Below are 14,082 nucleotides of genomic sequence, written 5' to 3'. Positions count from 1 at the left end.
GAAATATCCAGTTCATCCAGACCCAGACTGACCGTGCAGCCCGGCAGTTTGATTTCGCCAACGCACTGCTCCGGCCGCCAGATATGAATACCGCGCGCCGTTTTTGCCGCAAGGGGATCGGTCACATCGCCAAGAAAGAGTAAATAGGGTTGTGGAATTAGCATGTTGTCTCTCGTTTCAGCCAAAAGATCAGGTTCTGAAACCACTATTTCATGCGTTCTGAAAGGTGACGAATGCTTGTTTAGCAGGAGGGTATAACGGCAGGTTATAGTCAGAGGTAAGAGTGATGATACGGGGATTATTCCGGCGGAAGTGAGCGTCAGAGGGACTTAAACCGGGAGCGGGTCATAGGAAAAAGATCGTGTCTGGGGGCAGGAGGAAGGAAATGCCGCTACGATGACAAAGCTGCTCTGTATATCTCCGGGCTCTTCTTTACATCAATACTCACCGGCGGCAGCCTGCGCCCGGTTTTTGCTTTTAGTCTGAGAGAAAAAAGAGGGTCGCGGAACGACTGTTCCGCGATAACAGAACACGGACAGACAGGGGTTATTTCATACGACGCTGCCGGGCGACACTGGCAAGGCGCTGTGTCCGGCAGTAAATGGCAAACAGGATGAAAGCCTGGCCATTGAGTATCCAGCGAGCACCCCACAAAGCAGCAAGGGCCAGAAGCAGCCACAGGCCGGAGTGGCTACCCGTAACAACGCTGTAGCTTAATAGCAAAACGGTCGATACAAGCAATATCGCCCAGACGTAAGTCAGTCCTGCCACAGCAGATGTATGGCCTCGCGCGAGCCGATAGCTGGCCGCGAGTAGCGTGCCGATAAGGAGGATTGCGGGAACAAAAAAACTCAACGCATGTATCTGCGGAGTAATAGGAGGTAATGCGTGCAGAAACGTCAACAGATTAAAAGCAAATGCAACCAGCAACAGCATCAGCACTATTGCAATCGGGAAGCCATTTTGCCGTGGGAGCGACTCAGAAGGCTGTTTAAAATAACGCTCAAGCTCGGGAGTGGATCGGGCAAGTATGGAATTATCCTGCCGTGCGATTGCCTGATCTAGTTCGCGTCCCTGTTGCAGGAGTTCAGTGATATGACGTCCAACAAGCCATGATAAAAATTGCATTAAAATACCGCCAAAGATTGAATGGTTCCCACTATATAGCGCCCGGTGCGCGGCACGTTACCGGGAGCAGCAATGATACCACTAACAGCACTGCCAGCCACAGCAGCTGCGCTCGTTACCACTTGCGAAAGTTGTTTAACAAGCTCTCTTTGCACCGGCTCGACAGGGAAACGTTTTGGATAAAGTCCTGCACGGATGGCGGCTTTGAGTTCTCTATTACTTATACCCGGATTTTGAGCACGGATGATTAGTTCAGTAAGGCGCGCCCGGTCCTGCCTTGGATAGTTCCTGAGCCACTCCGTGGCTTTTAAAGAAGAGACCGATTTCATCGCTCGCCATGTTGCTAGAGCTTCTTTTAATGCTCCGCCCACACTGGCAAGTGAAATGAGGTCAAGGGACGTTGAAGTGGCAACATACCAATCCTGTGAGTCCAGCCATGCGACGTTTTCGCCACCGTTTTCGACAAGATCATAAACCCGGTAAATCCCATTAACACATTGCAATCCCGTAGCGGCAGCGCCGGCATAACCAATGCCAACAAGCACGCTGCTACTCCCGGCAGTTATAGGCGTTGCTGAAGCGCCGATAACCGCCACGCCAGCTGTAATAATCATTGCGCCACAGGAAAGCACGGTCGAGGCAATCTCCGCTCCCATTGAGGTCGCGCTAACTGCCTCAGTAAGTGACTTACCCGTATTTGATACGGTTGCCTGTTTGGGCATTTTGGTCACAATCAGATGTGTGACGATACCACTTTGACCATTGGGATGACGCTTACCAGGTCGAACAAGATAACGCTGTGCGCCATCTGCATAGACAATGCCAGCCTGATAAAACTCCCGGGTACAATCCATTGCTGCACCCAGCGCTTTAAAATCAAAATCAGGTGCCCCATAACCGGTCATTCTTGCGATGTCATAACCCGGTAAGTTATTTTCGGGATTCATTCCTGATAAGTTCATTTTATCTCCTTATAAGGTCAAGATAATAAAAAGGTTTCTTCCAAGCATCTCGTATTTCTCCAGTGAGGTTAAAGCGCAGTTTAAAATTCATCCTACATTCTACTACCTGAGATGAAATATAAAAAATCCACATCAAATTTTGTATTGCAACTAAAAACCAGATACATAATTATATCCTGCATGGTTACCAAAATTTTATATCCACTATTAGTATTAAGGATGAAAAAATTAAATTTTCCAATCCCTCTATATTCACCATCTAGGCTAAAATTAATCGATACAAGCTGATGTAAGCAATTTAGCGGGTTCGGCGCATAGCCGTAGTTATTTAATTCCCCGCCAGCATCACTAGATTCCGCTATTTTAAATAATCATCCACCAAGTAACAATAGCGTAAAAGATTGTAATGAAAAGCCCTCTCAGCATAAAGATTTACATAAACAATAAGTGGTTATTTTAAAAGCATTTAAAGCTTTTAAGCTTTTAAGCTTTTAAGCTAAAATGAAATAAATTTAATTGCTTAATGATGAAAACCACTTCGCTTCATATTGATCTTGCTCAGATGGATCGGATGCTAACCCCTCATTTTCATAGTCGAATATATTAACTAAGTTTTCTCTACGCGCTGGAACGCCTAAAGTCGTTTCATAAGCACTCAACCCTTTGGTCATTTGCCTTGTCATTCTCGAAGGGATGACATTAACTTTAGCACCTTTGCAATAATAAACTATTTGCTTATCTAACTCTCTTATCTTTTTAAAGCACTCAAAAAAATCCTCACCGTCAGCATTTAACTGGCATTTATTTCCAATATAAACACTCATAGCGCATTTGTTATCAGATATCAGGTGAACCTCAACATCATGCACTATACCATCAGACATACAGGTTAAATTTATTTTTTTTAAACTCAAGTTACCCCCCGAAAAAATTTATAAAACTGAATCCTACAAAACTACTATCCCCGTTCACCGGAGTAACCCCTAAAATATCTTTACTTGAGATCCCACCGGGAACAGCCATTTCAATCTCATCAGGGAACGGAGTATCTTTACCCAACGCTTTATTAACATCAATGGCGTTTTGTTGTGCTCGAATAGCATAAACAAAGCCTTTTTGTTCATCTCGTGCAGCAAAATTTTGCGCTACCTCTATATCGGATGATGTGCTGACGAAATGACTCGGTGGTGATCTGTTATCTCTGGCATGTAAAAGAAGATCTAAACTATCGCCAAGGGGTTTAAATCCTTCGCGAAAAATAACATTTGGTGCCCTTTTATCACCCCGATATAAAAAACCCGTTTCACACTTACTCAACCCCCACGGATCCACCCAACCCAGCGCATTAGGCGCATACTGGTAAAGGTTGATCCCGCCCGCCAGCCCTATCGGGTCCTGCTGAGTAAACCGTCCGCTGTCCGGATCATAATAACGAAACAGATTGTAGTGCAGTCCGGTTTCACGATCCAGGTACTGGCCCTGCATACGCAGGTTCTGCTGCACGACAGGCATCCGTTGGCTGGACTCGCGCAGCAGTTTGCCCCACGGGCTGTTGATCCCTTCCCAGACTTTTTGCCCTTCACCATCAGTCAGCAGCTCCGGCATCCCGTTGGCCGCATTATGGAACCAGTAAATTTCCGGGCTTTCCACGCCATCGATACGCGCCAGCGGTTCATAACTCTGGCTGTCGCTGTAAACATAGGTCAGCGGAGTGCCGTCGTGGATCTCCTGCAGCAGCCGGTAGCCTTCCCAGACGAAGCGCGTCGTTACGGCGTTCCCCGACGGCCTGCCCTGCAACAGCTGCTGGCTGTTTTACTGATGCGACGTCCCAGCGGATCGTAACGGAAACTCACCTTCGTGCGCGGCTTGTTACGGTCCCGCGGATCACTGATGACCTCCGTCAGGCGATGCTCACCATCGTAGCGATATCGCCAGCGGATACCATTCAGAGCGGTGACCCGTTTGTGCATGCCGCAGCTCAGTCTCGCCGGACAGTGGCTGGCAAAAGTGGGATTTAACACAGGAACGGGCGTCAGCCTGAAAGAGCTGAAGGCTGTCTGGTGCTAATCCCCAACAGCCGCTAAGAGACTTAGCTTCGTCATGAGCATAGACAGCCAGAATAGCACCAGAGGGAGCCAACACCGCCAGCAGTCGCTGGCGGTGTTGGCTCAGGTCGGCGGCTATAAATAGAGCCGGAAGGATAAATAGGATACTTTTCGGGTTTTTATCAGCAAAAATGGAAATATATATCTCTAATCAGTGCACCATCTGCATCCTCAATAGAGTCAACTGCTAACTCATTAAAATCAGATAAAATATCTTTTACTGGTATATCATCTTTTGATAATCGAGAAGAAAAAACCTCTTTTTTTTCCGAAGGCACGTATTTATTAATCAGATATTCCAAATAATTAACTAACTCTTCACGACTCATCATTACTCCGGTAATACACTAACTTTGTCGAAAACAACAGGATAGCCTTTATCAATAGGAAGCAGCTGAACAGCACCACCTTTCCCATATTGAGGATAAGCACTTGTAAATAATTCATACCCCGGCCCATCACCACCATTAGCAAGCGGGACTTTAACCTGCGGGACACCATTTTTATAAAGCTGTAGAGTATCAAACTCACCTAATAACCTAGCATCGCTCCATGATTTCATATTACCTTTTTCATAAAAAATTTGATAAGCATCTCTTGCTTCGCTACCAGATTTATATTTTGTGTAACCAAAATAACTTAATGGTGCTGATTTAGTTGCCATTGTTTTAGCGGCATATGAGTCAGAGCTATTCATATAGCGATATGCAGTGGCTGGCATTGTTGCTTTCGGTCCTTCTGGCCCCACATAAAAATCCGGTCTGCACCGACTCAGCCCCAGCGGGTCAACCCAGTTCAGTGGGTTCGGTGCATAAGCATACTCATTCAGCCCGCCCGCCAGCCCTATCGGGTCCTGCTGGGTAAACCGTCCGCTGTCCGGGTCATAGTAACGAAACAGATTGTAGTGCAGTCCGGTTTCCCGATCCAGGTACTGGCCCTGCATACGCAGGTTCTGCTGCACGACAGGCAGCCGCTGGCTGGATTCGCGCAGCAGTTTGCCCCACGGGCTGTTGATCCCTTCCCAGGCTTTTTGCCCTTCCGCGTCAGTCAGCAGCTCCGGCATTCCGTTGGCCGCATTATGGAACCAGTAAACCTCCGGACTTTCCACACCATCAATACGCGCCAGCGGTTCATAGCTCTGGCTGTCGCTGTAAACGTAGGTCAGCGGAGTGCCGTCGTGGATCTCCTGCAGCAGCCGGTAGCCTTCCCAGACGAAGCGCGTCGTGACGGCGTTCCCTGACGGCCTGCCCTGCAACAGCTGCTGGCTGGTTTTACTGATGCGACGTCCCAGCGGATCGTAGCGAAAACTCACCTTTGTGCGCGGCTTATTGCGGTCTCGCGGCTCGCTGATCACTTCCGTCAGGCGATGCTCACCATCGTAGCGATAGCGCCAGCGGGTCTGGCCGTCATCTTTCTCAGTGGTGCGGCCATGGATATCGTACTGCCAGCGGATACCGTTCAGTGCGGTGACACGGTTATGCACGACATGAGCGGCACTATGGCGATCCAGCGGGTTGCCTGCGCCATCCCAACGCCACTGTTCATTACCCGGCTGCGCACCGTCCTGTGACAACAGCCGGCCGGCGTTATCGTAGTGCCATAACGTCTGGCTGAACGGATTATCGTCACGCTCTTCGCGGATCAGGTTGTTACCGTAATCGAAGTCGCGCCGGCGGGACCAGATGCGCGGCGCAGGTCGCTGTGCTTCACCTCTGAACACGTCACAGCGGCGCAGTCTGCCTGAGCGGTCATACTCGCTACGCATAGTCAGGCCGCCCTGCGTGCGGCTCAGTTCCCGGTGCAGGGTGTCACGGGTAAACTCGGTGACCGGCAGATTGTCCAGTGCGATGCTCAGCAAGTGGCCGCTACCGTAATAAAGCTGCTTCAGGTTGCGACCATCCGGCAGGGTTAAGGCCGTGCAGTTACCCAGCGCGTCATACGCCCACGCCAGTTCGCCCTGCTCCCCCTGTTCAGCAATGATGCGGCCCAGCGCATCATATTCAAAGGTAATCTCCTGCTCGGCCTGCTGACTCCACTCGGTGTCAGACAGCGGCAGATGCTGCGACACTTTACCGAGCTGGCCGCCACCGCTGTAGTGATAGCGCGTCTGCCCCTCCGGCGTGGTTCGCGCCAGCAGTTGCCCCGCGCGGCTCCAGTGGTAATGATGGGTGATGGCCTGAGGATGGCCGGCGGCAAAGGTACGCGATAGCGTGCGGCCCGCCGCGTCATAGTCGTATCGCGTGGCAACACCATCCAGTCCCACCTGAGCCAGCAACAGAGAGTCTGCGCCCCATTCGAACTGGTACTGCTCACCGTTCTCGTTTTGGAGTGCCGTGAGGCGGCCACGGCTGTCCCAGCTTCGCTGAACTGTCTCGCCCTGTGCGTTGCGGTTGGCGATCAGTCGTCCGACATTGTCGTAACGGAATTCACTGCGGTTGCCATCCGCCGACTCATGGGCCAGCGGCAGGCCGTTTTCACTCCAGTGCAGTCGCTCTTCCCAGCCCTCTGCGCGTTCCAGCTGGAGAGGACGGCCTGCGGCGTCATAGTAATAACGGGTTTCTTCACCATCCGGCGCGGTGACAGAGCTGAGCCAGCCCAGAGGATGATAACGGTAGCGCGTGGTCAGCCCTGAACAGTCGGTTTCACGGATAACCTGTCCGGCATCGTTAAACTCCCGGCGATAGCTGTTACCTGCTGCATCGATCTCTTCGACAACCAGTCCGGACTCATCCCGCTTATAGAACATGCTTTGCCCGAGCGCATCAACGACGCGCTCAAGACCGTGATGCGGGTCATAATAGTATTTCGTCGTGGAACCATCCGCTCCGGCAACTACCGTGGGCAGTGAACGGTGTGACAGCCATTGCACCGCCTGCACACCGCCGTCAGCATCTTTCTCTTCAACGCGGTTGCCCAGATCGTCATAGGTGAAACTCACCGCGTTGCCCAGCGGATCGATGCGGCGCGTCAGGAGTTCGTTTTCATCCCACTCATAGCGCCACTTCTCGCCACGCTCATCGATGAAACAGGTGATGAGGCCCGCGGTGTTCCAGTGGTGTTCGCGCTGCTGACCGTCATAGGTCGACACGCGCGTGATGCCCGCCGCAAGATCGTAATGCATGCGGCAGCCGTCGCCGCTATTGGTGCGGTTCTCAACCACGCGCCAGTGATCCAGCTTCTGCCAGCGGTATTCACTTTCCAGCCCGCCGGGCAGCTGATGCCAGACCATCAGTCCGTCGTCGTTGTAACGGAACCGGCGGGTAACAACGCCTGCCGCATCGGTCACGCTGGCAAGCTGGCCCTGTTGGCTGTAGGTCCAGCGCGTCAGAGGCCAGTGCTGCTCGCCATCAAAATGGCTGGCTGACGTCGGCCGTCGCGGATGTTGTCTGTCGTCGTAGTGCAGCGTGACGTCAATTGCCAGCGGCGCGTCATGGATTCGGACCAGACGGGCCTGTTCATCCCAGCCCGTCTCCAGCGCGTTGCCGTACTCGTCGCTGAGTGACGCCAGCCGCAGCACCTGCGGATCGGCGGCCGTGCGCCGGTAAAGACGCCATACCGCACCGTCGTCATCGGCAATGGCGATATCGCCAGTCTCGCTGCGCCGCACCATCAGCCCTTCGCTGATGCTGTAGAGCACCTCTTTTTCACCGGGAACGTCAAAGCTCAGCTCGCGCCCGTTGTCGTCAAACCAGGTTGCCCGGTTGCCTTCCAGCGTCAGATAGCTGTCAAACACCGTGGCCCAGCCCTGACCGAACAGGCCTGCGCGCTGAGTCAGGCTGTTGTAGCTGCGCTGAAAACTGAGCGGGAAACGGCCGGGAAGAGAGAAATCCCGTTCGGCCTCATCATTAAGGACTTTGACGCCGGTTGCGGCATGAACCGGGAATAGCGATGAGAAGGCGGCGTTGATGGACATATCCGCCATCATGCCGCCCGCCGCACCGGCCAGCGCGCAGGGCATATTTTTCAGGATCTGGCTGGGGCGACCGCGTATGAGCGAAAGGCCAATCATCATCACCGCGAGACCCGGCACCTTGCCACTTTTGATCTCTCTGACCGTAACGGTCTCACCTCCGATGATGACATTGGGGGAAACAGCATCACTTACCGTGGCGTCACAGGTCGTTTTGTCCTTTGCCCGCACCGCAGGCTGGCCATTGATAAAAACGCTTTTCGAACCCTGAGCCAGATACTGCGGCGCACTGTGTTTTTCACAGGCCACTTTATCCTGCTCAAGCGGAGAACTCCCCGCATCGGCAGAGGCGACCGTGGGCTGCCACATAGCACTGCCGAACTGGCCCACCGCAGAGAGCAGCATGCCGCCGTAGTCCGCGAAGCTCTGCGGTGATTGCGGTTCCGGTGGCGGTGTCTCACCCGGCGTCATCATCCCGGCCGCGCGTGCGGCCATAAGACCATTCACGCGTACGTTGTCTGAACCACTGGCGATCACTCCGGCGGGTGAAGGCGGGAATATCATGTCGCCCAGCCCCTCTGCCGCTTCAGAGATGTCGTCCGACAGGCCCGCAGCATTGGCTAACACACCGCCAATGATGCCGCTGAGCAGACAGCTGGAACCGATAGCGGCAACCCCGGCCGCCGCCATGCCGGCGCCCAGTAAAGGCGCAGCCAGTGTTGCCGCCGCTCCTACCGCAGCCCCGATGACGGCATAAGCCGCCCCTTCAGCCACAACACTGGTGATATCAGCGAAAATGCTGGAATGAATGATCTCGTCGCCCACGCGGGCCGCATGGTTATCCATAAGTTAATCTTTCCGTGGCGTATTCAGACTCAGGCTTTGTTTGAAAGCCTGCCAGCGCTGACCGTCTTCCTCATTGAATGGGCGCATCGCGGAGAGCGTAAAAATCATAAAGATGTTCGACTCAGGAACCTGTGCAGCCAGCTGTTTCTGCCACACCTGTTGTCCGTTACGGTCAAACAGGGTTTCAACTTCTGTCGCAGGTAAGGTGTTATTCACACCGGCCATCACAGGAACAAATTCACTCTGCTGAATGTGCCCCATCTGGCTGCGCAATGTGTCCCACTGACGCTGAAACTCTTTTTCTGCATCACTGCCTTCTGCAATAACACCACGACTCACCACCCACGCCAGTCCACTGGCCTCATCGCGCAGAATATTCATGGTGGTGTCCTGCCAGGCAGCAGGAAAAAGCGCAAAAGCGCCCTCATTGAATTGGTAATGCATATCGGATGTCCGTCTTATTCATTGTTTGTGGCAGGAGAATTGAGGTCGCGATAATCACCATCAACGTTATCGGCGTTAGTGAGTATCTGCGTATTATCACGCGCAACTTTAATATCAAAAAGTCGGTGCGAAATATCAGGGTCGCCACCGCAACTGATATCCCGATTATCTTCACGGACCGTGATGATATAGAAGTTTTTCTCACGGCTTTCATCGAGATCATAACGCAGGCATTTATCATCGAGAGTGGTCAGGTGCCAGGTATGAATAGCTTCGGTGGCGATACCGATAGCCTGGTCAGGGCTGATTTCGCTTTGCTCTGCACCCGGGTCTGTTTTCAGCATGATGTCACTGACTTTTCCCTGAACGATATGGAACATCAACTGTTTTTTGCCCGACTGATAAACAAGCCAGTGCTGATTATCACTGTTATCTTCTTTTCCGGGTCCATAGGCTTGCTGAACCTTTTCCAGGCTGTCACCAACCATGATATTTCGGGCCGTCGGCACGCTGGCATTTCCTAAAAGAATCTCAGCCAGAATCGGGTGCATTCCCTTTCCTGCCGCCGCCGCGCTGAACAACTTAAACCCGTTATAGGTATGCTGGAAATATTTATATTGCTGATTATCGATCACTACCTCTCCAGCCAGATCGGAGCTCAGTGCCTCGCCTGCGCGTACAAAGCTTTCGTCACTCCACATATCGCCGGGCGTGAAAACATAGTCATTAAGCAGAACCGAAAAATCCCCCTCATTAAGAGCAGAAGCAGGCGACTCCGTGCCGGATTCAGCCCTGACAATGCAGGATAAAAAGAGAAGAACAGGCACAATTATAAAGTTGGTTAAAAAGCGATTCTCAATCATTATATTTTATCGGAGTGGATAATAAAAAAATGAATTAATGTTCAGGCAGGGATTAAAGAGACCTTTAACTTTTACTCCCATTTACCACGTTGATCCAAAAGTATTTTATCCCCTTGTGTTACTTTTAACGCAAGCGGATTAAATCTCACAACATAATCCACACTGCCATTACTGAAAATCATCCCGTCAGCCCTGTCTGAGTTAACTGACTGCGTGGTTTTACCTGAGAGAGTGATTTGCTTTCCATCTTTATTTCTGAGGCCTGAGTATTTTACTTTATCACATATGGTATAAAAATCTCCGCAACCGTTTAATAGCGTAACGGTAAATTCAGGTGTTGAAAAAACCTTTACATCCGGCTTTAACCCCCCATCATTAACTTCTTTTTCTAGCGTGTAAGTTTCTGGAGCGTAGAAATCGCCACTCTCAGGCTCTTTAATTAACCTCCATGAAATTTTATCATTTTTAATTTATAAACTTGCCTTTCCCTTTACTCCACCAAAAGAAGAGTCAAAATCAACTAAAGCATTATTTCCATTTGCAATGCCTTGAATATTCATTCCATCCTCTTCAGGGCAATCTATTTTGTTACCGTTTCGGGTAACATAACAATACCTCCCTGTTATATTATTATGATTCTGCTTTAGCTTTAAAGTTAAAGTAGAAAAGAGTGATCCGTCATCATTTTTTTCTTGCCCACTCCAATGACCGGTAAAGCTATCAGAAGCAAACAAGGGCAATGAGGAGATTGACAGCAAAACCGCTAAACCCGCCTTAAGCATTCAATTAACCTTTACTTTGCAGGTCATTATTGACCCTGTTATTTCAGCTGTTGAGAACATTTCAATACCAACGCGATTGTAAATGTCACCACAAATTTTCATCCATAATGCAGTGACTCTCATTACCATTTCGGTTAAAAAGTGCAATGCCTATTTTTGGGCATCATAATCAGGTGCAATACCATACTTTGTTTCAACCAGCCTGTCTTTTTTAACCCAGCCATCAACCTGATTCCCGTCATCAGAAACATACATTACACTGTAATATTCTCCATATTCAACATAAGCATATAACTCATTACCAGGAACAACAAAAACGTCTTTTTCTATACATTTTTCATTGGGAGCAGAATAAAAGTGCAACCTGCCTTTTCCGCCGACCTTATAGACATTATCGGCATTGTCAAAACGAACACCTCTATTGTTAGCTTCGTTGCTCAAAATGTGGCAGAACTCATTGGCAAATAGTGCCGGAGGACATAAAAAGGCAATCAACAATAGAAATTTAAACATATCCCCCCTGACATGCCTGATAAAACATCCATATCAAAATAATAAAATATAATTTTATCCTGTATGAAATGTCATGCATTGTTACTTTCAGTCATTTGAATTGAGCGTCATCATAATATGGCTGAATTTTTACTACCCAGCTGAAAAGAGATATGTCTTTCATCCGCATCATAATTTAACCAGTGCTGATTATCACTGTCAACGACCGTACCCTGACCACATTTACTGACCAACACATTCTGACTATGATCGGGTCCAGCCTTGCTGAAAAATGATGGATAAAAATCACGAATAGTGGTGCAGAAGTCAGCAACCACTACGCGATAATACGTTTATTTGGGGTTACTCTCCCACTTCCCGTCCTCAGATAATACAATGTTATTATTAACAACAACAGTAAGATTGCTAATCACATTGTTGATAATATAGACCGCGTCATAATTTCGGAATTTATAAGCCAGCACAGGACAGGTTGCTTGACCACAATCACTTTTCGTGGCTTTCCCTTTTAATCTGACAATTGCCCCATCTGATTTCCTGACTCCCTCGTAACTAACATCATTACACTCCGTACCCTCAGCACAGAGCGACATTATTTTAATTCTGAACTTTGCGGTCTCGAAAAACTTCTCACTACTATTTTGAAGTTCTTTTTGGACTTTATCGGGAATTATTAACTGTTCTTTACCAAAACGTTTTGCCCAGTTCGCAATGTCTTCCTGCATTTTGCTATTTGTACGATCATTGCTCACATAATGTGTTTTATTATCTTCAGGCAGAATCCATGCAGCATAGACTTTACCGTCAGGCTGTATCACAAAAGCCGATGCCTGAACCAGATAAAGATCTTTTAACCAGCCCTCGACGAATATCCCACCATTCACTGTTTTATGGGGTTCGCCAAAAACATCAAAATTCTGGCTAAAATCACTGTAATCATCACCCAAAACAGTTTTTAAACTGGAAATAACTTTCTGATCGTTGAAGATAGTTGAAACACTACTGAGGCTATTATATTGAGCATAAGACGCCCGGGTATCCGATGCTGTAGCAATGCCTGATGAGCCACATGTAAAAAAACCTAAAAAAAGCAATCTAATAAATAAATTCATTTATTTACCTGAAATAATCTTAAAATTCGGTAACCTCCTGGTCATAGCGTCTGGTGGAGCCATCTGAGTAATATCTCCACCAGTAATATGAGCCCATTTTTCACCGTTCTACTTCGGCGGGAAAAGGTTTTCTACGGCCTGGCTGATGTTCTGTTTATGACCTGAACCCGGGGCGCTTGTGCCCGGTTTAGCGCCATCTGTGTTCAGATTCAGTTTGCCGCCGGATGTGGTGATATGCCCATCGCCCTGCACGAAAATATTGAATCCCTTGCCGACGATATTTATCTGGCCATTCGCGTTGAGTTCGATAGCGCTCTCTCCGCATTCCAGGCGAAGTTGAGTGCCCGATCCTACTACGTAGGTATCGACTACCGCATCAAGTTTACCCTTACCGGTCAGCTGCTCTTCGCCACCTTTTACACCGTGGACACGGTTCGTTTCGACACGGTAGAGCTCATTGCCACCTGCGTAATGACTGTGATTATTAGCGACTGAATGGCTGGCGTCATTTTTAACATGGGTATCCATGTTCTTCTGCGCCTGAATCCAGAAGTGCTCTTCACCCGCCTTGTCCTCAAACCTCAGCGCGTTCGCGGTGTCCGCCGTGCCATCCTTTGACCGGCTCAGGAACCCCATCTGCGTCGCCGCCGCCGGCAGCGCCCACGGCGGCATGCTCGCCTCGTTATACACGCGCCCGATGATCAGCGGACGATCCGGATCGCCGTTGATGAAGTCCACCACCACCTCGTCGTTCACGCGCGGGATCTGCACCCCGCCGAACCCCTGGCCCGCCCACGCGCTCGATACGCGCACCCAGCAGGAGCTGGTGTCGTCACCCTTCGCCAGACGGTCCCAGTGAAACTTCACCTTCACCCGCCCGTAGCGGTCCGTCCAGATGGACTCCCCCTTCGGCCCCACCACCTTCGCCGTCTGCGGGCCGTGGGTCTTCGGCCACGGCGTCTCCGGCGGCGTGCGCCACGTCACCGACGACGGCAGCACCGTGAAGTCAATGTTGTGGCGGCTCTCCCCGCCGTCGCCGCTGGCGTAGGGGTTCTCGGCGAAGTCATAGCTCGCCGAGGTCACCAGGTATTCGCCGTTGTCGCTGAAGTGCGGCGCGTTGAGCACCGAGAAGGTGTACCCCGGCGCGATGCCGGTGGCCGTGCCCGACCCGCTGACGCGGTGGTGCTCCGCCTGCCACACCTCCTGGCGGATGCGCGCGTAGGACTCGCCGTGGCTGTGGTCCACAAAGTGCCCCGGCCAGTCGTAGACGTCCACCGCGCCCGGCACCGGCGACGCCGGGTTCTGCCGCGCCTGCAGCATCCACGCGTTCGGCTTGCGGAAGTCGTAGTCGTCGGTGCTGTACATCCCCGGCGTCACGCTCTCCGACAGCGACCACTGGCTGATGCCCTCCTCCGTC

General features: G+C 50.7%; 11 protein-coding genes and 3 pseudogenes. All 14 read right to left on the bottom strand.

What is annotated here, in order from left to right:
- Positions 1-164, bottom strand: a pseudogene (locus CKF42_RS20170) (DUF1611 domain-containing protein); the annotation flags it as partial.
- A 382-nt stretch (positions 165-546) separates the two neighbouring features.
- Positions 547-1,128 carry a hypothetical protein gene (locus CKF42_RS20165; protein WP_111209047.1) on the bottom strand — a complete coding sequence of 194 codons (582 nt, stop codon included), beginning with the start codon at positions 1,126-1,128 and terminating at the stop codon, positions 547-549.
- A complete protein-coding gene (locus tag CKF42_RS20160) occupies positions 1,128-2,090 on the bottom strand; it encodes a hypothetical protein (protein WP_111209046.1) in 963 nt (320 codons plus the stop codon). The genes CKF42_RS20165 and CKF42_RS20160 overlap by 1 nt, the downstream gene beginning before the upstream one ends.
- 512 nt (positions 2,091-2,602) lie before the next feature.
- Positions 2,603-3,004, bottom strand: coding sequence for a hypothetical protein (locus tag CKF42_RS21410; protein WP_146239965.1), 402 nt, complete (start codon positions 3,002-3,004; stop codon positions 2,603-2,605).
- 1 nt (position 3,005) lies between these two features.
- Positions 3,006-3,206: pseudogene (locus CKF42_RS21405) on the bottom strand (enterotoxin A family protein); the annotation flags it as partial.
- Between the two features lie 27 nt (positions 3,207-3,233).
- A pseudogene (locus CKF42_RS21400) lies at positions 3,234-4,060 on the bottom strand (RHS repeat-associated core domain-containing protein); the annotation flags it as partial.
- A 257-nt stretch (positions 4,061-4,317) separates the two neighbouring features.
- Positions 4,318-4,527, bottom strand: a complete 210-nt coding sequence (locus CKF42_RS20145; protein ID WP_223817217.1) for a hypothetical protein — start codon at positions 4,525-4,527, stop codon at positions 4,318-4,320.
- Positions 4,527-8,951, bottom strand: a complete 4,425-nt coding sequence (locus tag CKF42_RS20140; RefSeq protein ID WP_111209044.1) for an RHS repeat-associated core domain-containing protein — start codon at positions 8,949-8,951, stop codon at positions 4,527-4,529. The genes CKF42_RS20145 and CKF42_RS20140 overlap by 1 nt, the downstream gene beginning before the upstream one ends.
- A gap of 3 nt (positions 8,952-8,954) precedes the next feature.
- Positions 8,955-9,395 carry a DcrB-related protein gene (locus tag CKF42_RS20135; RefSeq protein WP_009090722.1) on the bottom strand — a complete coding sequence of 147 codons (441 nt, stop codon included), beginning with the start codon at positions 9,393-9,395 and terminating at the stop codon, positions 8,955-8,957.
- Between the two features lie 14 nt (positions 9,396-9,409).
- Complete coding sequence (locus tag CKF42_RS20130) at positions 9,410-10,258, bottom strand: hypothetical protein (RefSeq protein ID WP_111209043.1); 849 nt, start codon at positions 10,256-10,258, stop codon at positions 9,410-9,412.
- A gap of 470 nt (positions 10,259-10,728) precedes the next feature.
- Positions 10,729-11,040 carry a hypothetical protein gene (locus tag CKF42_RS21395; protein ID WP_233501068.1) on the bottom strand — a complete coding sequence of 104 codons (312 nt, stop codon included), beginning with the start codon at positions 11,038-11,040 and terminating at the stop codon, positions 10,729-10,731.
- Between the two features lie 150 nt (positions 11,041-11,190).
- A complete protein-coding gene (locus CKF42_RS20120; RefSeq protein ID WP_111209042.1) occupies positions 11,191-11,553 on the bottom strand; it encodes a hypothetical protein in 363 nt (120 codons plus the stop codon).
- 332 nt (positions 11,554-11,885) lie between these two features.
- Positions 11,886-12,665 (bottom strand): hypothetical protein, encoded by a 780-nt coding sequence (locus tag CKF42_RS20115; protein ID WP_111209041.1) that lies wholly within the window; start codon positions 12,663-12,665, stop codon positions 11,886-11,888.
- Between the two features lie 108 nt (positions 12,666-12,773).
- Positions 12,774-14,082: type VI secretion system Vgr family protein (locus CKF42_RS20110; protein WP_146239964.1), on the bottom strand; the 1,309-nt coding region annotated here is incomplete at its 5' end.

The organism is Pantoea sp. ARC270 (genome assembly GCF_003236725.1).
Classification (GTDB): Bacteria; Pseudomonadota; Gammaproteobacteria; order Enterobacterales; family Enterobacteriaceae; genus Pantoea; species Pantoea anthophila.
The sequence above is the reverse complement of the archived record's forward strand: the minus strand, read 5'-3'. Positions and strand labels throughout refer to the sequence as shown.